This window comes from Synechococcus sp. CC9311, assembly GCF_000014585.1.
GTDB lineage: Bacteria > Cyanobacteriota > Cyanobacteriia > PCC-6307 > Cyanobiaceae > Synechococcus_C.
Genome location: NC_008319.1, coordinates 2575939 through 2596439, shown reverse-complemented (window position 1 = coordinate 2596439; position 20501 = coordinate 2575939). Strand labels below are relative to the sequence as shown.

General features: G+C 51.1%; 21 protein-coding genes. 8 read left to right on the top strand and 13 right to left on the bottom strand.

What is annotated here, in order from left to right:
• The first annotated feature begins 151 nt into the window (after window positions 1–151).
• Window positions 152–2302, top strand: coding sequence for an HAD family hydrolase (locus SYNC_RS13455; RefSeq protein ID WP_041427162.1), 2151 nt, complete (start codon window positions 152–154; stop codon window positions 2300–2302).
• Here SYNC_RS13455 and purT read toward each other — a convergent pair.
• Window positions 2287–3456, bottom strand: a complete 1170-nt coding sequence (gene purT / locus SYNC_RS13450; protein WP_041426813.1) for a formate-dependent phosphoribosylglycinamide formyltransferase — start codon at window positions 3454–3456, stop codon at window positions 2287–2289. The genes SYNC_RS13455 and purT overlap by 16 nt on opposite strands.
• Window positions 3457–3501: 45 nt before the next feature.
• On the opposite strand from purT, the gene SYNC_RS13445 reads away from it, so the two are divergent.
• Window positions 3502–3663: a hypothetical protein gene (locus tag SYNC_RS13445; protein WP_006854947.1), complete on the top strand. Its 162-nt coding sequence runs from the start codon at window positions 3502–3504 to the stop codon at window positions 3661–3663.
• On the opposite strand, the gene SYNC_RS13440 is transcribed toward SYNC_RS13445, so the two are convergent.
• The 4 genes from SYNC_RS13440 to SYNC_RS13425 form a co-directional block, all read right to left on the bottom strand.
• On the bottom strand, window positions 3664–3927 hold the full coding sequence (locus SYNC_RS13440) for a hypothetical protein (RefSeq protein WP_011620819.1): 264 nt from the start codon (window positions 3925–3927) through the stop codon (window positions 3664–3666).
• Between the two features lie 229 nt (window positions 3928–4156).
• The gene (locus SYNC_RS13435) at window positions 4157–5839 is read right to left on the bottom strand and encodes an autotransporter outer membrane beta-barrel domain-containing protein (protein ID WP_041426812.1); all 1683 of its coding nucleotides are present in this window, start codon (window positions 5837–5839) and stop codon (window positions 4157–4159) included.
• A 308-nt stretch (window positions 5840–6147) separates the two neighbouring features.
• Window positions 6148–7260 carry a phospho-N-acetylmuramoyl-pentapeptide-transferase gene (mraY, locus tag SYNC_RS13430; RefSeq protein WP_011620817.1) on the bottom strand — a complete coding sequence of 371 codons (1113 nt, stop codon included), beginning with the start codon at window positions 7258–7260 and terminating at the stop codon, window positions 6148–6150.
• Between the two features lie 23 nt (window positions 7261–7283).
• Window positions 7284–7547, bottom strand: coding sequence for a DUF3134 domain-containing protein (locus tag SYNC_RS13425; RefSeq protein ID WP_006854943.1), 264 nt, complete (start codon window positions 7545–7547; stop codon window positions 7284–7286).
• 62 nt (window positions 7548–7609) lie between these two features.
• On the opposite strand from SYNC_RS13425, the gene SYNC_RS13420 reads away from it, so the two are divergent.
• A complete protein-coding gene (locus tag SYNC_RS13420) occupies window positions 7610–7855 on the top strand; it encodes a hypothetical protein (RefSeq protein ID WP_237699318.1) in 246 nt (81 codons plus the stop codon).
• The gene (locus SYNC_RS13415) at window positions 7855–9060 is read left to right on the top strand and encodes an argininosuccinate synthase (RefSeq protein WP_011620815.1); all 1206 of its coding nucleotides are present in this window, start codon (window positions 7855–7857) and stop codon (window positions 9058–9060) included. The genes SYNC_RS13420 and SYNC_RS13415 overlap by 1 nt, the downstream gene beginning before the upstream one ends.
• A gap of 2 nt (window positions 9061–9062) precedes the next feature.
• On the opposite strand, the gene SYNC_RS13410 is transcribed toward SYNC_RS13415, so the two are convergent.
• The 4 genes from SYNC_RS13410 to SYNC_RS13395 form a co-directional block, all read right to left on the bottom strand.
• On the bottom strand, window positions 9063–9380 hold the full coding sequence (locus SYNC_RS13410) for a hypothetical protein (protein WP_011620814.1): 318 nt from the start codon (window positions 9378–9380) through the stop codon (window positions 9063–9065).
• A 41-nt stretch (window positions 9381–9421) separates the two neighbouring features.
• The gene (rpsF, locus tag SYNC_RS13405) at window positions 9422–9787 is read right to left on the bottom strand and encodes a 30S ribosomal protein S6 (protein WP_011620813.1); all 366 of its coding nucleotides are present in this window, start codon (window positions 9785–9787) and stop codon (window positions 9422–9424) included.
• Window positions 9788–9865: 78 nt separating this feature from the next.
• Window positions 9866–10333, bottom strand: coding sequence for a Tic20 family protein (locus tag SYNC_RS13400; RefSeq protein ID WP_011620812.1), 468 nt, complete (start codon window positions 10331–10333; stop codon window positions 9866–9868).
• Window positions 10334–10371: 38 nt separating this feature from the next.
• Window positions 10372–11265 (bottom strand): shikimate dehydrogenase, encoded by an 894-nt coding sequence (locus tag SYNC_RS13395; protein WP_011620811.1) that lies wholly within the window; start codon window positions 11263–11265, stop codon window positions 10372–10374.
• Between the two features lie 132 nt (window positions 11266–11397).
• Here SYNC_RS13395 and dnaK point away from each other — a divergent pair, with 132 nt between their 5' ends.
• Together dnaK and SYNC_RS13385 are read left to right on the top strand one after the other, a co-directional pair.
• On the top strand, window positions 11398–13311 hold the full coding sequence (gene dnaK, locus SYNC_RS13390) for a molecular chaperone DnaK (protein ID WP_011620810.1): 1914 nt from the start codon (window positions 11398–11400) through the stop codon (window positions 13309–13311).
• Window positions 13312–13626: 315 nt separating this feature from the next.
• Window positions 13627–14079 carry a hypothetical protein gene (locus SYNC_RS13385; RefSeq protein ID WP_011620809.1) on the top strand — a complete coding sequence of 151 codons (453 nt, stop codon included), beginning with the start codon at window positions 13627–13629 and terminating at the stop codon, window positions 14077–14079.
• Here SYNC_RS13385 and SYNC_RS13380 read toward each other — a convergent pair.
• Window positions 14076–16133 carry an acyltransferase family protein gene (locus SYNC_RS13380; RefSeq protein WP_148201927.1) on the bottom strand — a complete coding sequence of 686 codons (2058 nt, stop codon included), beginning with the start codon at window positions 16131–16133 and terminating at the stop codon, window positions 14076–14078. The two genes, SYNC_RS13385 and SYNC_RS13380, sit on opposite strands and share 4 nt — an antisense overlap.
• 205 nt (window positions 16134–16338) lie before the next feature.
• On the opposite strand from SYNC_RS13380, the gene SYNC_RS15210 reads away from it, so the two are divergent.
• On the top strand, window positions 16339–16476 hold the full coding sequence (locus SYNC_RS15210) for a DUF1651 domain-containing protein (protein WP_083756082.1): 138 nt from the start codon (window positions 16339–16341) through the stop codon (window positions 16474–16476).
• A gap of 404 nt (window positions 16477–16880) precedes the next feature.
• Here SYNC_RS15210 and pstS read toward each other — a convergent pair whose 3' ends face one another.
• The 3 genes from pstS to psbQ all read right to left on the bottom strand — a co-directional run bounded on the left by pstS (window position 16881) and on the right by psbQ (window position 19546).
• Complete coding sequence (gene pstS / locus SYNC_RS13375) at window positions 16881–17885, bottom strand: phosphate ABC transporter substrate-binding protein PstS (protein WP_041427160.1); 1005 nt, start codon at window positions 17883–17885, stop codon at window positions 16881–16883.
• Between the two features lie 81 nt (window positions 17886–17966).
• Complete coding sequence (locus SYNC_RS13370) at window positions 17967–19073, bottom strand: FAD-binding oxidoreductase (protein WP_011620806.1); 1107 nt, start codon at window positions 19071–19073, stop codon at window positions 17967–17969.
• Between the two features lie 14 nt (window positions 19074–19087).
• A complete protein-coding gene (gene psbQ / locus SYNC_RS13365; protein ID WP_011620805.1) occupies window positions 19088–19546 on the bottom strand; it encodes a photosystem II protein PsbQ in 459 nt (152 codons plus the stop codon).
• A 100-nt stretch (window positions 19547–19646) separates the two neighbouring features.
• On the opposite strand from psbQ, the gene purU reads away from it, so the two are divergent.
• Window positions 19647–20501, top strand: coding sequence for a formyltetrahydrofolate deformylase (gene purU / locus SYNC_RS13360; RefSeq protein ID WP_011620804.1), 855 nt, complete (start codon window positions 19647–19649; stop codon window positions 20499–20501).

Below are 20501 nucleotides of genomic sequence, written 5' to 3'. Positions count from 1 at the left end.
GGCGAAAGATCCAGCTTCAGACAGGCTTTTAACCGAAGTAAACGCTTTTAGCTGCTGATTTCTAAGGATGTCTTCAGCTTTGAACTTGTTTGAACGCCTTAACCCTTAATCAAGGCATGCACCTGATGTCTTGTTCTGTTGAGGGTTGATTGTGGGTTTTCGGCTTCTTCATCTCCATCTTCACGGACTGTTTCGCTCCCATGATTTGGAGCTGGGACGGGACGCCGATACCGGAGGACAAACCCTCTATGTGCTCGAACTGGTGCGCAGCCTTGCGGCGCGGGCCGAAGTGGATCGCGTTGATGTTGTGACTCGGCTAATTCAGGACCGACGGGTTTCAGCTGATTACGCCCAGCCAGTGGAAGCGATTGCTGCCGGTGCCGGCATCCAGCGTTTTGCCTTCGGCCCTAAGCGCTACCTACGCAAGGAATTGCTTTGGCCTTATCTCGAGGATCTGGCTGATCAGCTTGTGGTGCATCTTCAGAAACCCGAAAATCGACCTGATTGGATTCATGCTCATTACGCCGATGCTGGTTACGTCGGCGCATTGCTCAGTCGTCGTCTTGGCATTCCCTTGGTGTTTACAGGGCATTCTCTTGGTCGTGAGAAGCAGCGTCGCCTGATAGCTGGAGGTGGCGACCATCAACAGCTCGAGCAGACCTATTCGATCAGCCGACGCATTGATGCGGAGGAGCTAGCGCTGGCGCATGCCGATTTGGTGATCACCAGCACGCGTCAGGAATGTGATCAGCAATATTCCCGTTATGGCGGATTTCGCGCTGAACGCGCTGAGGTGGTTCCTCCCGGTGTCGACGCACGCCGTTTTCACCCCGGCTCGGAGGCCGTAGAGGCTCGTGAAGTGGAGGAGCTCTTAACTCCTTTCTTGCGTCAGCCTGAGCTTCCACCGCTTTTAGCGATTTCTAGGGCTGTTCGTCGCAAGAACATTCCCGCTCTGGTTGAGGCGTTCGGTCGGTCTGCTGTTTTACGGCAGCGACACAATTTGGTGCTGGTGCTCGGCTGTCGGGAGGATCCCCGGCAGATGGAGAAACAGCAGCGCGACGTGTTTCAGCAGGTGTTTGATCTCGTTGATCGCTACGACCTCTATGGCCGTATTGCCTATCCCAAGCAGCATCGTCGCGATCAGATTCCTGCCATCTATCGCTGGGCTGCCGAGCGCCGCGGCCTCTTTGTGAATCCTGCGCTCACAGAGCCTTTTGGACTCACCTTGTTGGAAGCAGCCGCTTGCGGATTGCCGATGGTTGCGACCGATGACGGAGGTCCACGGGACATCCTTGCTCGCTGTGACAACGGCTTACTCGCAGATGTGACGGATCGAGAGGCGCTTCAAGATGCTTTGGAGTGTGCGGGTTCTGATCTTCAACGCTGGAGCCGCTGGAGTGACAACGGCGTGGAGGCGGTGAGTCGCCACTTCAGTTGGGACGCTCACGTTTGTTCTTACCTGGCATTGATGCAGGAGCGTCTGATGGCGGTAACCCAGCCAATCGCGCTTCCATCCAGTCAGACCGTCTCCACTGGAGGTTTCCGGCCCTTGGGCGACCGGTTGCTGTTGCTTGATCTCGACAGCAATTTGGAACAGCCGGATGGTGATGCACTCAAGGTTTTGCGTGAGCAGCTCGACCGTTGTTCTTTAGGGATTCTGTCGGGCCGTTCATTGCCTGCTGCCAGACAACGTTTTGGGGAGCTGTTGTTACCGGAACCCAAAGTGTGGATCACTGGGGCTGGTACGGAGATTCACTACGGCCAGGAAAGTGAACCTGATTTGTTTTGGTCGGCTCAGATTGGAGTGGATTGGGACCGCGCAGGTGTGGAAAGTGCCCTGGCTGACCTCACCGATCACATTGCATTGCAGCGACCTGAGCAGCAAGGTTCGTACAAGTTGAGCTACACGATTCGCGATGCTGGAGAAGAGATCCTTCCCTTGATCCGACAACGTCTGCGCCAGCGTCACCAGGCGGCGCGTCCTCAATTGCGCTGTCATTGGTTTCTAGACGTGTTGCCGATGCGGGCATCCCGCAGCGAAGCGATCCGTTTTCTTGCTTTGCGCTGGGGCCTTCCACTGGAACAGATGTTGGTTGTGGCCAGTGAACAGGGAGATGGTGAGTTGGTTTGCGGTCGACCCACCACCGTTGTTTTGGGCGATCACGATCCTTGTTTGGATGATTTTCGAAAGCAACAGCGTGTTTACTTTGCGAGTCGCTCCCAATTACCAGGCGTGCTGGAAGGGATCCAGCACTATCGGTTTTTGGGCGGACGAGCCCGGCAGGATCAATCCATGACCTGAACCTTCACTGCCGCTGCACAGCGGTCTGCCTTGGCTAAGGCTTCGTTGATCTGGGTACCGCGGGCTAGGGCAACGCCCATCCGACGCCCTGGCCGAGCCTCTCGTTTGCCAAAGAGCAGAAGGTTGGTGTCTGGCTCCGTGAGCGCTTGTTCCACACCACTGAATTGAACATGGTGTCCCTGGCTCTCGGCCAGGATGACGCGGCTGGCTGCAGCATCGGCAGCAGTGATCGAGGGGATCGGTAGCCCCAATACGGCACGGAGATGCAGGTCGAATTCGCTTAGGTTTTGGCTGATCAACGTCACTAGCCCGGTGTCATGCGGTCGTGGAGAGAGCTCAGAAAACACCACTTCATCGCCGCATAAGAAAAATTCCACCCCAAACAGACCGGCACCGCCAAGGTTGTCGGTGACTGTGCGGGCCATCGTTTGGGCTTGTTGCAGTTGGCTGGGCGAGATCGACGCAGGCTGCCAACTGCATTGGTAGTCGCCATTGGCTTGTTGATGCCCAATCGGTGGGCAAAACAGGGTGGTTCCATCGTGTTGACGGATGGTGAGCAGGGTGATTTCAAGATCAAAATCAAGAAATTCCTCCACGATCACCTGGGCGGAACTGCCTCGGGCTCCTGCCATGGCGATCTCCCAGGCTTTATCTAATTCAGCAGCGGAGTGAACCACACTTTGGCCTTTCCCCGAGGAACTCATCACTGGCTTGACGACCACGGGCCAACCCAACGGTGCGGCGGCACGCTGGAGCTCCTGTGCATCGGAGGCATAGGCAAAGCGTGCGGTGCGTAGTCCGAGTTCACCCGCAGCAAGATTCCTGATTCGGTCGCGATTCATCGTTACTGCAGTGGCCCTGGCGGTGGGAATCACGCAAATGCCGGTGTCTTCCAGTGCTTGCAAGGCATCCACTGCCAGCGCTTCGATTTCTGGGATCAGCACATCCGGCTGATGCTTGTTCACAACAGTCTTTAGGGCGTTTGGATCGGTCATGGTCAGCACTTCGGCCTGATCTGCGACCTGCATGGCTGGCGCATCGGCGTAACGGTCGCAGGCGATGACGTGGCAACCCAGTCTCTGGGCGGCGATCGCAACCTCTTTGCCCAGTTCGCCGCTGCCGAGCAGCATCACTGTTTTTGGGAAGTTCGTCATGGCGGTTTTCAAGGCAGCATGGCTTGATCTTCTCGCTCTGCCCTCATGCCTTTGCCGCTTGCGTTTACAACGGCTGGAGACGCGGCCAATGGTCTGCTGTTCGGCTGGGAGATCGCCACTGTTCAAAAGTGGGCCTTGATCTACCTCGGGCTATCTTCCTTTTTGTTTGTACTGGTGTGGGTGATTGGTGGCTTTCGCCGTCGTTGATTAGGTTGCGGGCGATTCGGTGGATGGATCGCTCATCAAGGTGAGCTGGCGGAAGGCAGATTCTTCATTCACGAAGCCCCAAGACTCAAAGACTTCGGCATCGCTGTGGGTGATGCGTTGTTGACGTCCTTTTGAGTTGAGCTCAAAGCCTTGTTGTGCCATGCGGCGCATCAGGCTGGCTGCTTCTTCAAAGCGGGAGGCCATCGCCTCAAGGCTGGAGCAGTCGCTCGTGAGACCAGCTTCTTTCCAGGTGAAATAAGACATCTTTAAATCACTCCGATTGGACTGAAGGCTGGGCTTGCGTTAATGACCTTAGAGTTGAATTAGATATGATGGCAATATCAAATCAAATATTTTAATTTGATATCGTCTTTTAGCGTGTCAACATTAATTCGATGTAAGGATGTCTAATTAGTTAAAGATTTGAAGTATCACATTTTTGATCATCTGCCTATGCTGTCGAAAGTTATCAAATCACTTTAGTATTTATGTTTTAGAATTGAAACGTAAGGCCTCCGCTGGTACGCCAATCTGTTGATCTATTTGCCCAAATTTTCGCACCCCCTTTGAAATATAGTTTCCACCCTGAAGTTGGACCATTAAAGATTGCATAATCAATTCCCCCTTCTAATAAGACACCATTCTCGTTTGTTTGGTTTGATGGAATTTTTGCTTTAACAGAATTTTTGGCATTAGCAAGTTCAAAAGAAATATCTCCATTCCCAGTGTTCCAATCAGCAAGCCATGCAACACGAACTGTAGGTGTGAATAAGTTGCCATTCTTTTGGGGAATCGGCCATGAAAGTTTGGCGCCTAATGCAGTCTGGAGAAATTGCTCGTAATAAGAATTAGTTTTTAGGGCTAGGCTGTCAAAACGACCTGATTCAGTAAATTCGGAGTTTTGAATGCCATTCCAAATTGCTGTAAATTGTGGTTCAATAATTGTTCTACCAGATGTTAGAGGTGCTCCTATCCTTAAGGCACCCATATAAGAAGTTGTATTTTTAGTGGCACGATAATTTTCATTGATAATACGTGGAATCTTTACTTCACGTATGTTTGTTCCGGAAAATGATGTTGCACCAAAAAGTCCTTGAATGTAAAAGCTTTCCGTCCAATAAGAAGCCGAGATTCCACCACCCCAGCCCTCAGGATTCCATGAGCCACCACCTGTGTAATCCCCTGAAAACTGCTGAAGAGAAATATTACCGTAGTTACCAAAAAAGCCTAATTGAATATTCTCTGTGATGGATGTATCGATGCCAACAACAAAGCCTCCATGTGTGGAATAAAAGTTGTTGTATACGTCAGGGTATTCAATATTATTTCTTGTGAGGCCGCCTGTTTTGGAAGGTGAGTTACTTCCTCCAAAACCTCGTACCCAGCCTCGTGTACCCGCAGACTCTAAAAACGAGCTTTGAAGGTCCGAACTTTCAAAGTATTTTTTTCCTCCTATTTCAAATTCTTGATTGCTGTCTTGGTTTTGCGAATTTACTTCAGATAATTCAGTCTTGAGTTGGCGGGATGGTAATCGTTCTAAGATTGTGTCAGAAAGATCATTTACATATGCTTGAGTAGCTAAACCACTGGCTGTAACGTTGCGTGGAATCACGAGAGCATTGACAGCTCTGCCGAGATTTCGAAGTCGTGTTTCTCGATCTATGCCACTTAAGTAATCAATAAGGGTTGGTTGTGAAGGTTGAACTTCGTTGTCAGGATTGGCGGGATCAAGGGGAACAGTAATGTCGCCCGGATTGATTGGAAGGATTGGATCAGGTGATTCGCATTGTTCTGAATCAAATGCTTTGGCAAAGTTTCCGACATTTTTTAAGCCCGGTTCGCTATTATTGCTATTGCTGTAATAAGTCTGTTGCCTGAACCCACTGTTCCTCCACTCAATATTATTATCTACATTTGTACCGAATGCGTAAAGAAAACCGCTTTTATTTGATAATTCTTTTGCTAATGCTCCACGTTTTGAAGTCTGGTAACCAACATACCAATCTTGATCATCAAGTGACCATTTGCCCTGATTTCCTCCATCACTAAATTGAGGACCAGGCCAATCAAGAAATCCTCTCTCAATTCCAATGCAATAGGTTTTACCTGCATCCGTTTTAACAGACTGAAAATATTGATCTGACAAAGCAGGCTTTATAGCCAGACTGGATGCCATTAAAAAGGAAGATCCAACATAAATTGAATTACTAATTAGTTTCATGATCGCTGAAATTACAGATTATGAATTACATAGAAAATTATCCTAGAGAGTATTCTTGGTTTTTCAATAGAGCGTGCCGCTCATTTCCTTAGAAAATCCTTAATAAAGGATGAGCTGCATCAGGGACGATTTTGATATTGGCATAAATGCGTTGAATCTAATAACATAGTTTATGTGTATTCTGATACGAATACAATTTTATGGGCAATGCCCAAGTATAAATTTCCTGATTGTTTCTAGCCAATGACTTTGATTAGGTTATTTCAATTAGGTTTAAAGAAGATTCCAATTAATACTAAGAATACTGTTGCTAGCCAGAATCCCGGAACTACCAGCTGCTCTGGTGTGCCGCCCAACTCAAAGTGATGGTGCAGGGGTGACATTCGGAAAACACGGCGTCCAATGCCATCAGCGCCTTTGGTTGCTTTGAAAACCCACACTTGAATGATCACGGAGAGAGATTCCGCTAGGAATATTCCACCCATGATCAGCAAGGGCCAAAGGCTGTTTGTTAACAGGGCTACAGCAGTGAGAGCACCTCCCATGGCTAGAGAGCCGGTGTCGCCCATAAACACTTTGGCTGGATTTCGGTTGTGCACAAGAAAACCAATCCAGCAGCCCGCCATGGCCATGCAGAACCCAGCAAGGCTTGGATCTCCGCTGTTTCCGCGCAGTGTGAGTTGGAGTGCCATTCCCGTGAACACCAAGGCACCGCAACCGGCGGCCAGACCATCGAGGCCATCGGTGAGGTTTGTGGCGTTGCTTTCGGCTAAAAACACAAACACTGCAAGAGGCCAAATCAGCCAGTTCAAGGGAAGATTGATGTCAAACGGCAAGGCCACATCACCACTGATCCAACCGCGCATTCCTGCCCAGATCAGAAAGATCACGGCGGCTAAGGCTTGAAGAAGTAATTTGCCGCGTGGCGTTAAACCGGTGTTGGTGTGTTTGGTGAGACTGCGCCAATCGTCAATTCCACCTACCACCATGTAAGCGAGTGTGATGAACGCCACAGCTAAAAGTTGTTCAGCGGCTTGACCGCTCCAACTGATGAGGCCGCCCACGATCACGCCGACCGGCACCACCAGGAGTCCGCCCATTGTGGGTGTTCCTGATTTTGTGAGATGGGCCTGGGGCCCCTCTTCTCGGATCACTTGCCCGAGCTTTAAGCCACGCAGCTTTGGTACACCCCACCAGGTCACAATTGCTGCGATCAGCGTCGCAATCAGCAAGGGGAGGCTTAGGAGGCTGTTGGGGATCCAGCGGTCTGATGCAAATGCTGCTGCATACACAACAACGGCAAGCACACCGGCAGAGACTTTCCCCTCTAGGGGTGGAGGAGTCTCTTGTGCGTCGTTCACGTCCCGTTCCTTCAACGGCTTAGGGCAGGGACCTTAAATCAATCTTCCCAATTCTCTTCTGTTTGCTCATCTGCAGCGTTGTAATCCTCTTTCTCGCCCATGAGCGCAGAGAGTTCTTCTTCTTCTACCGTGCTCACCTCAGCTGTGCTGGATTCTTCGTCTTCCACAAGGCGACCGCTTGTTTCCAGCCAGCTCAGTAAATCGGGCTCTTCGCGCAGGGGCAACACCGGTGCGGGTTCTTTTCGCCCGTAACGCGTTAGAGCTGGATTGATGTTGTCGAGGGCGCTCAACTCAGACGACACTGTCCAGTTCCGTAATCGATCATCATAGTTCAGTGCAGTCTTGAGGATGTCTCTTGGCCAAGGTGTGGCTGCTCCTCTCTGTGTGGGGCGGGGCGTTGTTACTGAGTTTTGGTCTTTGGAAGTGGGGGCGCTTACATCCAGATCCGCTGGTGGTGTCCACGTTTCCAGTGCTTGCACTGTTGTTTGTTCCTGCCTTTTTCATGGCGATTTGGCTGTTTTGGCTAGCTCGTGTGACTCCCCAATCGGTCCAGCGGGCCGGCGGGAGTGGAGAATCAGTGCAATCTGATTCAGAGCAGGAGTCCACCTGATGGGACGCGCAACCAAGGTCGTTCTCGCCTATTCCGGTGGGGTGGACACCAGCGTCTGCATCCCTTACCTCAAGCAGGAATGGGGTGTGGAGGAGGTGATCACCTTCGCCGCTGATCTCGGTCAGGGCGATGAACTTGAGCCGATACGACTCAAAGCGCTCGAGGCGGGAGCGACTCAATCTTTGGTTGGTGACCTGATTAAGCCATTCATCGAGGAATTCGCCTTTCCTGCGATTCGCGCGAATGCTCTTTATGAGGGTCGCTATCCCCTCTCAACGGCCTTGGCGCGCCCTTTGATCGCTCGTCGTCTCGTTGAGGTGGCACGAGAGGTAGGAGCTGATGCTGTGGCCCATGGCTGCACCGGCAAGGGAAACGATCAGGTGCGTTTTGATGTGGCGATTGCATCGCTTGCGCCCGACTTAAAGGTTTTAACGCCAGCGCGTGAATGGGGCATGAGCCGGGAGGAAACGATTGCCTATGGCGAGCGGTTTGGCATGCCATCACCCGTGAGCAAAAAATCCCCTTATTCAATCGATCTCAATCTGCTCGGGCGCAGCATTGAAGCTGGTCCCCTGGAAGACCCGATGGTGGCGCCACCGGAAGAGGTCTTTGCGATGACCCGTTCCGTGGACCAAACCCCGAACGATGCCGAGGAGATCGAGATCCAGTTTGAAGGTGGTAATCCTGTAGCAATCAATGGCAAAAGGCTCGAGCCCGTGTCGCTGATCCGGGAAGCCAACCTCTTGGCAGGCACCCATGGCATTGGTCGTCTCGACATGATCGAGAACCGTGTGGTGGGAATTAAAAGCAGGGAAATTTACGAAACGCCTGGATTACTACTGTTGATTCAGGCGCATCAGGAGTTGGAGAGTCTCACTCTCGCCGCCGATGTATTGCGGACCAAGCGCCAGCTCGAGATGCAATGGGCAGATCTCGTCTATCAAGGCCTCTGGTTTGGTCCTCTCAAAGAGGCTCTTGATGGCTTCATGGATCGCACTCAGATTCATGTGAATGGGGTTGTGCGCCTGAAACTTCACAAGGGCAATGCCACGGTGACTGGGAGAGCTTCTACAGACAACAGCTTGTACATTCCCGAGATGGCCTCATACGGCAGCGAAGACAAGTTCGATCATCGTGCTGCGGAAGGCTTTATCTACGTCTGGGGCCTGCCCACACGCTTGTGGGCCGCCAAGCATCGGCGTTGAGATCAGGCTGCGATGTTGTGGCGCTGCTGCCCTTGTCGATCGGCGCGTAAGGGCAGAGGGACAATCTCGGCTTCGGGGGGTGCAGCCTTTAGTTGCTGAGCCTGAGCCAACAACCGATAACGCTCCAAAAGCGGTTCCAATCTTTGTTGGAATTTGCGTTCAAACAGTTCGGGCAGCTCGCTTAATAGCGTTTCGTAATCCCTGACCTGCTCTTCGAGTTCATACACCCTGGCTCTGAGTGCTTCGACGTCACCACTCGGCGGTCGAGCGGCTTTCCAGACCGGGGGAGGTGAGCAATAGTTTGAGTCCTGATGCGCCATGGGCGGACGTTATCGCTCGTCCATGGCTTGCACAATGGCCGTCAGGCAGGAGCAGCCGCTTCAGGTTCGGCAGGTGCTTCTGTTCCAGGCGCGACGCGAGGAGCAGGCAACGGGCCTTCTTGCTTCACGGTGAGATAGCGAATCACATCTTCACTGAGGCGCATTGCTTTTTCGATGACGCCCACTTGTTGGCCATCACCGTTATGGCTCAGCTGCACATAGATGCCTTCCTTGTGCTTGGCGATTGGATAGGCCAGGCGACGCTTACCGCGCATTTGATTGTCGAGAACCTCGGCACCCGCCTCAGTCAATATGTCGCGGTACTTGGTTACGTGAGACTCAACTTCCTCTTCCGGGATGTCCGGACGGAGGATGTACATGGTCTCGTAGTAAGGCTGTTGGGTCATGGAGACAGATCCGACGGGGACTGAAGGCTCAGTGAATGAGCGACGGATCTACCACCATATCGCCTGGAGTTATGGGGATCAGTACAACTGCATCCGAACCGCCTGACTCAAGCCAGGCAGGTCGGGCTCTCGACCTCTAGAGCACTCGATCACAGCAAAGATCACAACAGCCAGAACACCCACCACCACAGTGCTGGAGAGCGTGCGCATCATCAGTCCGCCACCGATGGGTAACAGGATGGTGAAGGCATAACCGAGCAGTACAACCACGATGTCAACCAATAGCGCTTGCAAGGTGTTGAAGCGAATGAAGTAAGGAACGTTTGGATTCCTCACCACCGCTAAGAACAGCAAGAAAAACACCAGAAGGTTTCCAAGACCGAAAGGAATTCCCCGTTCCAAAATGAACAGAGGCAAGGCCGGAAGGGTCAGCCACTGCAACACAGGGAACTGAATGAGCAGATGTTGGCCAATAGGAATGGCATCGCTCCATGGCAAGACGTAAACCAACAAACCAAGCAGGCGCTGCCAGATGGGGATGGGCACAGGTTGAAGCTGGTGAATGCTTTAAGGCTAGGTCGCGCTTAGGGATGGCTCAGGTTTTTGAGTGCTGCTTCCCGCATTGCGTCTACTGGAACCTCATCCATGCCGCTCCAACACCGGAGAGCGGCGGCCCCTTGCTGCACAAGCATCTCCAAGCCGTCATAGGTGCGGCAGCCCAACGCTTCCCCGCGCTGCAGCCATGGCGTGGGTCGTGGTGTGTAGATCAAGTCGTAGAGCACAGTGTGAGCGGTGAGGTTGTTCCAGATGTCCTCGCCGAGTGGCAGAACGGGGCCTTGATCAGGCTGATGACTGCTCATGCCAATGGGGGTGGTGTTGACCACCAGATCCGCTTGCTGAATTCGGGTTTGAAGTTGTGGGTCGTTGTCTAAAAGAGGTTGTAACTGGACACTGTTGGCTGGTCTTCCTTGCTGAAGATCGCTGCAAAACGGTTGGAGTGTTTTATCCCGACGCCCCACGATTGTGATTTCGCTTGGGTTTAAGTCCTGCAATCCCGCTACAACTGCTCGGGCGCTGCCGCCACAACCCACCACCACAGTTCGTGTTCCGCTCCAGTTGGCGTTGTTGTGAAGGAGCGGGGCCAAAAAGCCCTCTACATCAGTGTTGTGCCCGTGCCAGCCACCACTGGGCAATGGAGTCATGGTGTTAATGGCCCCGAGCCGTTGAGCCAGCGGACTGAGTTCGTTACAGAGCTGGGAGACGGCCTGCTTATGGGGGATCGTGACGTTGAGCCCACGGCATCCCACGGCCTCCAGTCCTTTAAGCACGTTGGCGAGATCATCAGCGCTGCAGGGCAGTGCCAGGAAGCTCCAGTCGAGCCCCATCGCCTTCAGGGCTGCGTTTTGCATGGCCGGTGAGAGTGAGTGACTGACTGGTTGTCCCAACAGTGCGACCAGTGCCGTGGTTCCGCTGATCATTCCTTTGTTTGACAGGCCGTGACCAGCCTGCCGTTCGGGCTGTTCGGGAACCACACCTCGCCTCTTGGTGATGTCTCTGCCGAAGATGCACATGTTCTAGTCACACTTTTTTCGAGGGATAGGAGGGCACTGATGGGCAAGGTTGTCGGCATTGATTTAGGTACCACCAACAGTTGTGTCTCGGTGATGGAGGGCGGCAAGCCCACCGTGATCGCCAATGCTGAGGGCTTCCGCACCACTCCATCGGTGGTGGCCTACACAAAAAATCAGGATCAGCTGGTCGGTCAGATCGCAAAGCGCCAAGCGGTGATGAACACCGACAACACGTTTTATTCCGTTAAGCGCTTCATTGGTCGCCGCGTTGATGAGGTCAACGAGGAATCGAAAGAGGTGAGCTACGGCGTTGAAAAGGCCGGCTCCAATGTGAAGGTCAAGTGCCCCGTTCTCGATAAGCAGTTCGCTCCTGAAGAGGTGAGCGCTCAGGTGCTGCGCAAACTGGCTGAAGATGCTGGTAAGTACCTCGGTGAAACCGTGACCCAAGCGGTCATTACCGTTCCCGCTTACTTCAACGATTCTCAGCGCCAGGCCACAAAAGACGCCGGAAAGATCGCCGGCCTTGAAGTGCTGCGAATCATCAACGAGCCCACAGCTGCAGCGTTGGCCTACGGCCTCGATAAAAAGAGCAACGAACGCATCCTCGTGTTCGACCTTGGAGGCGGCACCTTTGACGTGTCTGTGCTGGAAGTGGGAGATGGAGTGTTTGAAGTGCTCTCCACTTCGGGAGATACGCACCTAGGTGGTGATGATTTCGACAAGGTGATTGTTGATCACCTGGCCGAAAGCTTCAAATCCAACGAAGGAATCGATCTTCGTCAGGACAAGCAGGCTTTGCAGCGTCTCACCGAAGCCGCTGAGAAGGCGAAAATTGAGCTTTCGAGCGCGACTCAGAGCGAAATCAATCTGCCCTTTATTACGGCGACCCCGGAAGGACCTAAGCATCTCGATCTCACCCTCACGCGCGGCAAGTTTGAAGAGCTGGCTTCCACGTTGATCGATCGTTGCCGCATCCCGGTTGAGCAGGCTCTGAAAGACGCCAAGCTTTCATCGAGTGAGCTTGACGAGATTGTGATGGTGGGTGGTTCCACTCGGATCCCGGCTGTGCTCGAGCTCGTGAAGCGCACCACCGGAAAGGACCCCAACCAAACCGTGAACCCTGATGAGGTGGTGGCGATCGGAGCCGCCATCCAAGGCGGTGTGTTGGCTGGTGAAGTCAAGGACATCCTGTTGCTGGATGTCACACCCCTATCCCTAGGCGTCGAGACGCTGGGTGGGGTGATGACGAAAATGATCACGAGGAACACCACCGTCCCAACCAAAAAATCAGAGACCTACTCCACTGCTGTGGATGGTCAAACCAACGTTGAAATTCACGTGCTCCAGGGTGAGCGCGAGATGGCTTCCGATAACAAGAGTCTCGGTACCTTCCGTCTGGATGGCATCCCATCCGCCCCTCGTGGCGTTCCTCAGATCGAAGTCACGTTTGACATTGATGCCAATGGCATTTTGAGTGTCACAGCCAAGGACAAGGGCAGCGGCAAAGAGCAGTCGATTTCGATCACCGGAGCCTCCACCCTCTCTGACAATGAAGTGGAGAAGATGGTGAAGGATGCTGAGAGCAATGCCAGCGCTGATAAGGAGAAGCGGGAGAAGATCGACCTGAAGAATCAGGCTGAAACCCTCGTGTATCAGGCCGAAAAGCAACTGGCTGAACTTGGCGACAAAGTTGATGCCGAGGCCAAGTCCAAGGTTGAAGAGAAGTCCACCAAGCTCAAGGAAGCCACTGAAAAAGAAGACTTTGAGTCGATGAAGTCTCTCCTTGAGGAGCTACAGCAGGAGCTTTATACGGTTGGTGCTTCTGTTTACCAACAGGCTGGTGCAGAAGCAGCAGCTTCTGGTGAAGAGGGTGCAGCAGCTGGCAACTCCGGGGATGGATCTAGCAATGCTGGAGATGATGTTATCGATGCTGAATTTACTGAAACCAAGTAACACGATGAAATCTAATTTTTCTCAATAAGAGAAGCATTCGTATTTCGTCAAACTCAAGTCCCTCGCTCAAGGTGGGGGACTTTTTATTGCCTATTGAGAATAGGTGCAGATTGAAACTTACAATCTGGGGGGGGGTAGAATTCACTTGCTCCCACTGAACTCGGTTGTAAGTGGATTGAAAAATGGGTGGTTCGACTTGGGTTCAAGACAAGACAGAACTCTTTGAAGGTGAATTGGTGGTCTACAAACGACCCAACTCACCTAATTGGTATATGAGAGTTTGGTTGCAAATGAAAAAAACATTTCTCCCAAAGTTTGAAGACCAAATCTCATTTTGATGCAATAGAAAGAGCAAAATCCAAATACAAAGAACTGCAAGTTAAAGTTGCAAGAGCAGAAAAAGTTTTTACAAGTTCATTAGGTGATGCATTTGTCAAATATGAGGAGGAAATCAAGAAAGAATTGCAAAGAGGAATGATTGGAAATGACTGGTATAAAAAGCAGTTGATGTATCTCAGTAATGCATTCATTCATTATTTTGGTGAGTCAAAGAAAGTCAACGATATTTCAGATGCTGAAATTGCTGATTTTGTTGATATTCGATTGAAGGCATGTAAAAGAAAAGACACTGTGAGGCAAGAGTTGACCATCGTTACCTTCTTCAATCATCTCTACTCGCAGTATGCGATGTTCCAGATGTCTCGTTGCATCGATCACAGATACTCAGCAAAGGTCCACGAGACCAACCTTGCATTTGTGAAACATTAATCACTCCTTCTCAGTAATCCCTTGCTTCTCAGGAAAGATGCAAAGTTGGAATAGATGTATTCTGATGAGTAGTCGCTTAAGTGATCATCATCAAAATAAAGCATCTTGCCGTTCATCTTCCTTGGGCATTTGTCCATATTTGGGGGACATAAGTAAGTAAACGGATCGAATGTCAGCGTGTTGCCATAAATATTTGCAACTTGCTCATGCATCCTTTTGATAACAGATACGTGATCTACCCATTCGCGTCTGTCAATACTCCCCATGGAATAAGAGCAATGATTGTTATATTTTCCATACCACTCAGAACAAATAGCATCCACGCCATTTACAATACCCTTAAACGAAGGCGTAGGTTGAAACAAAATCATAACTGCCCCCCGAGAATTTATTTTTCCCGCTAATCGTATTAAGTATTCTTTATAGTTTTTAAGTGCTTCTCTCTTGGGCACAGAATCTCCATTTTCATCCACAAATTTTACATATCCAGCACCAAGATCAAACATATAAGGCGAGAAGTTCCGTTCATTTCTTTCCGAAATTATGAATATATCCCCAGAATCTAATCTTTCTATAACCTTATTAATAGCATATTTCATGTCGGCATCGTCCACTAGTTTTCCTTGCTTCCCTTTTAAGTATCTCTTTCCTACAGGGAATCCTGACCTTCCATAGAAGTAATAACTCCAACCATATTCTTCTGATAAGCGTTCAAACATGGGAAGGTAATGCTGCATATGACTATCCCCAAGCAAATGAATGCGTCCGCTGGGTTTTGAGTGCAGATTAATGCACTCTGGTTTGAGACCATCTACGACTTCTCTTGGTGTACATTCATCGTTTAACGTAATATTGTTGATAACAACTTTCCCGCCAAATCTATTGTAATTAGGGTTTCCTGTGTAGAACTTGCCTTTCAGTGGTTTGTAAAGAGCAATCAGACCTCCAGAAAGAGCAACCAACACTCCTCCGCCAACTGCCAAGGTCTTCCATCGCTTCCCAAACCAGTTGCCCTTGCGAAGTGGTGTCTCGATCCATCGGTAAGAAGCAATCGCTAGACCAAGCATCAGGGCGACCTGGAAGGGAACTGACCACCAGTGGATGCCAATAGTCCGACGACTGATCGAGAGCACCCCCCAGTGCCATAGATACAGCGAGTAGGAGATCAGACCGATATTGACGACCTGGGGATTAGTAAAGACCTTGAATGCTGCTGTCTGTTTCTTCAAGGAGGCGATGAGGATGGAAGACAGCACCACCACTGCAATGGTGGATACTGCTGCCATCGACATCGGAAGAAACATCACACCCACAATCAGTGCCACCACCAGGAGAGGTGGCACTTTCTCTAGCAATTGTTCAACTGATGCTCGCTTCTGAAATCCAATAAAGATCAGACAACCTGCTGCCATCTCCCAAAACCTTGATGGCATCAAGAAATATGCTGCTGGTTGGTTCGTTGGATACAGATAAAGAAATCCAATCAGAGATGCAATCGTCAATATCCCAACTATTAAAAAAAGGTTGCGAGCACCATTCTTGGTTTGTCGTCCAAATCCTGAAAACCAAATCAGGAAAGGAAACAATATGTAGAACTGCTCTTCAACCCCAAGAGACCATGTGTGCGTGAAGACATTGAGTTCTGTTGACTGAGCAAAGTAATCCGTCGAATTCTTAAATAGGTAGAGATTTGATAGTCCGAATAATGACGTTATTCCTGTCTTCAGTGATGTCCCTGGCGATGGATTGAATAAGCAGATCGCAATGCTTGTGATCAGTATAAAAACAGAGAGTGCAGGAACTAGTCGCTTGATCCTCCGCTCATAGAACCCACTGATGAAATCCTTGAAATCTTTGCTTGGTCTTCCGAACAAAGATGATGTGATGACATATCCAGATATCACAAAGAAAATATCAACACCAAGATATCCTCCTGGCAGTACGTCTTTATTGAAATGATTGATGATGACCGCAACCACTGCAAATGCTCTTAGACCATCAATCTCTGGTCGATATCTTGTTTTTTTTACTTCTAGGGATTTTTCGCTGATCACGACTAATGAGGTATTTTTTGAAGATTGTCTAATTATTCTAACATGAATATTAATATGTGAACTCAAACTTCAAATTCGTTCGAAATGCAATTGAATTCCTAATCTCGCAAGAACTAGTGGATTTTTGTGCTCATTTAAGTGATCGCGAACAAGTAAGTATAAATGTCAATTCTGCTAAAATTTATTTGTTGGTTGTATTGGTGCAATGCCTGATGGTTCTCCTGCTCTTCTAAAGATCCGTAAGCACCTTCGTAGGGAGCAGGCAGAGGGTATGTGGAGGGATCTGCTTCGGAATGGTTGGCAGAAGGTTCCTGCCGTCTGGGGTGCTGATGCAGAACCTTGAAAGGTGCCCGTCCTTACAAAAGGGTTCCACCTGATGGGTAAAAATGCTTATGTCCCTGAGAACGGGGATGCGTCGTTATTAGGGAGGTTGTGGGAGGCCTTCCTTTTTTTGTCTGATGAGTTCGATGGGATTTGCAGATATGCATCAAAGATTTCTGGTCAAAACGACTCACCAGAATTCATCTCATCAGATTGTAAGTTGATTGTAAGTCAGTTATGCCTGTTGCCAGGTTGTGACTGTGATGCTCAAACTCCTTACTATCGTTGATTTTATTGACCTACTGTTTTCGAGCAAATTGAATTCACTTCCTCCAAGTAATTGAAGTCTTGGTTTTTGATTCATTAAGCATATAAAAAAGGGGGCTTTAGTCCCCCTTTTTTGTGTCTTCATTCTGTTGATTGCTGTTATTCCTTGATCGTGTTGGCTGCTGCCTTTGCTTGAACAATCACCTCTGGGGGAAGGGAGATATAGCCCAGCTCGGGTGCTTTCGCTTGTGATTCCTCAGACAACATGTAATCGAATGTTGATTTGAGTACAGCCGTGTTGCTTCCGTTGCCGTTGGCGTAGGCAAGCACCCAAGAGAAGGTCACGATGGGATAACCGTGCATTGGGTTGGCATTGCTACCGATGAGATCGGGTCCGAGGTCGATCGAACCAAGGGCACGACTCGCTGTGGCATTCGTTGGAACCACCTTTTGTCCGGAGCCATTTTGAATAGCCGCCGCCTGTAGATCCCCTTTCACATAAGCCAGCTCGACATAGCCAATTCCGCCATCAATCTGGGTGAGTTGTGCGGCTACACCCTCGTTGCCTTTGGCACCCACACCTGTGGGCCATTGCACGGATTTATTGGCGCCTACATCGCTGCTCCATTTTGGACTGATGGCAGAGAGGTGCTTGGTGAAGTTGTAAGTGGTGCCAGAGCCATCAGAGCGATGCACCACCTTGATTGCTTTGGCTTGGCAGCCCAATGCGCTGTAATCACGAATGTTGCCTAAAAAGATTCCAGCTAATTGCTCTTGAGTGAGCTTCAATTCACAGTCGGGATTGTGGTAAGCCACCGCAATGGCGCCCGCTGTCATCGGAACTTGGACGACGCCGCGACTCACTTTGGCAATGGCCTCGGCTTGCATTGGCTTGTCAGAAGCCCCGAAATCAATGGTGCCTGCAGTGAATTGACGGACTCCTGCACCTGATCCAACGGATTGGTAATTGACCTGGATTCCTTGTGGCGCCAGATCCTGGAACCAGCGCTGGTAAATCGCAGCTGGAAACGATGCCCCTGCAGCTGATAGACGGCCTTGTTGTTTGCCAGTTTCCTGATCGCTCGACGAGCAGGCAGTAAGACTGCAAGCGGCTACAACGCCGATCAGTGCAGTGCTGGAGCGGTTCAAGAAACGGCGACGCATGAGGTCGAGTGAGCGATTTACTTGCATGTCATCTCTACATCTGAGGTGTCAAAAACCAATAAAAATCGAGTTACGACAAGGTCAGGAGGCTTCAATCGGTGTAGTAGTCATGATTTGCTGACCAACCCAGTCTACCGTAGCAGGTGTCAAAAGAACCCCGTTTCGATAATGACCACTAGCCAGAATTAAGCCTGGCTCCAACACTTCAAGCAATGGAGCTGGCCGCCCAGAGGGTCTAGCCCTGAGGCCATGCCATTGATCAACGACCTTGGCCTGTTGCAGCCAGTTCGGTGCCAAGCCATCCAATCGCTGCATGATCGAAGACTCCTCAGCGGAAGGCTCCGTACCTGGTTCCAGGGTTGCGCCAAGCCAAAGCCTGTTACTTCCATGACGAATCAAATTGACTCCGTTGCAGATCAGCACTGCTGGCCAGTGATCCCAGGCCTTGGCAGAGACCGACACTTGAAGATCCAGCACCTGGCCTAAGACTGCTTCCATCGGAAACTCGTGCCCTAGAGGTTGCAGCAACAGTGCACTGGCCAAGGCTGTGCAGATCACAACAAAGTCGCAGTGGATGTTGTGTCCTGTATCCAGTTCCAGGTTCCAGAGGTCTCCGTCGCCGTGACCCGGTCGATGGAGTGTCGTCACGCGAGCTGGTAAGAGATCCACTTTTTCCGCTTTGAGGCTGCGGCGAAGCGCCCGTTGCAGGGCCAGGGGATCAATACGGCCGTCATTTTGGGAACGCAATCCTCCATGCCCGGGATTGGGCCAAGGAATTGGTTCGAACGTCTGATGGGTCTCTGTGTTCGCTGAGCTGAAGCTTTCGAGTCCAAGCTCGCGCCGTTGATTGGCCAGGTTCTGCATGCGTTCTTTTTCCGCAGGGCTAGAAGCCATTTGGATCAGCGGAGAATCGAGCTCTAGGGGGGTATCGGGATGGTTCAGCCTCTCCACCCATTGAGGCCAGAGTTCCATGCTGCGTTGACGCAAACGCCATGCACGTCCGCTGGATCGACGAAACACATTGCCCATCAAGACACCAAGCGATGCAGTCGTGCCATTGAGGGCTTGGCCACGGCTGTTGCTGCGCTGTATCGCCGCGTCTAATGACGGATCGATCAACGTGACGTTGTGTCCTTGACGGGCTAGATGCCAAGCCGTGCCGGCGCCAACGGCACCAGCACCAATCACGGCAATCGAAGTAATCAGCTCAAAGCTTCGGCGGGAATGACGCGAGCGTAATTAGCAAAACCCGTTGCAACGGATGTGTAGGACTTTTGCAAGCGTGTTCCGTTTTGGAGACGGGCGGCCTCATCCACATCAGCGAGAGCTTCTTTGAGCTTTGCCGCCAGTTTGTTGGCTTCGGCGCGGTCGCTTGGAAGGAGACGTTGATTGATGTACAACATCTCGCGACCGACCTCTTGCATGGGTCCGTGAATCAGATTGCGGGTGAAGGTCCAATCGCGCTGATTGACGAGGGCGGCCAGGTCTGGGAGGCGTTCCTGGGCTTGCGTGAATCCCTCAGCCTGCCTGCGGATCACAGCCATGTCTTCAGGGCTAATCGTTGCGGGCTTGGCATTGCCATTACCGCTGCAAGCCGCAAGGCCGAAGCAGAGGCACACGCAGAGGCAGAACGCAGCGAGGCGACGTAGGGCGCTCAGCATGGGGAAAGGGAGGTAAGTGAGGCCGCGATTTTACCTGCGTGCTCTCGATCCCAGAGCGCGGACTGTCAAGAGAGAATGAACTTGTGAATTTCTGCAGAGCGTGAACGAGTCAACGGTCATCCTTCAACTGATCTGTCCTGATCGGTCAGGACTGGTGAGTGAGCTGGCTGGATGGGTGGCGGCCAATGGCGGCAATATTCGTCACGCTGACCACCACACCGACTCGGGTGCAGGGTTGTTTTTAAGTCGGATTGAGTGGGAGCTTGATGGCTTTGGATTGCCTCGGCATGCGATTGAGCCAGCGGTTCGTGCCCTCGCAGAGCGGCTCGGTGGTGAGGCACAGCTTCATTTCTCCGATGAGTTGCCCCGTGTTGCGATCTTTGTGAGTAAGCAGAGCCACTGTTTACTGGATTTGCTCTGGCGATCTCGCAGTGGTGAATTGCCGATGGAGGTTGCTTTAGTGATCTCCAATCATCCCGATTTGGAACCACTCTGTGGTGACTTTGGTGGGCGATTTGTTCACGTACCGGTTACTTCAGCAACTAAGCGGGACGCTGAAGCCTCCATTCTTGATCTCCTTGAAGATCAGGGTATTGAGCTCGCTGTGTTGGCGAAATACATGCAGGTGCTGAGTGGCGAATTTTTAGAGCGCTTCCCCCAGGTGATCAATATCCATCATTCGTTTTTGCCGGCGTTTAAAGGCGCTCAGCCGTATCACCGCGCCTGGGATCGGGGGGTGAAGTTGATTGGTGCTACGGCGCATTACGTCACCGAACAATTGGATGATGGACCGATCATTGAGCAGGCCACCCTTTCTGTGAGTCACCGTGATGAGGTGGAGGATTTGATCCGCAAGGGTCGAGACACGGAGCGGTTGGCCTTGGCCCGGGCTCTGCGGTTGCATCTGTGCCGACAGGTCATGGTGTATCGCGGCCGAACTGCGGTCTTCGCATGA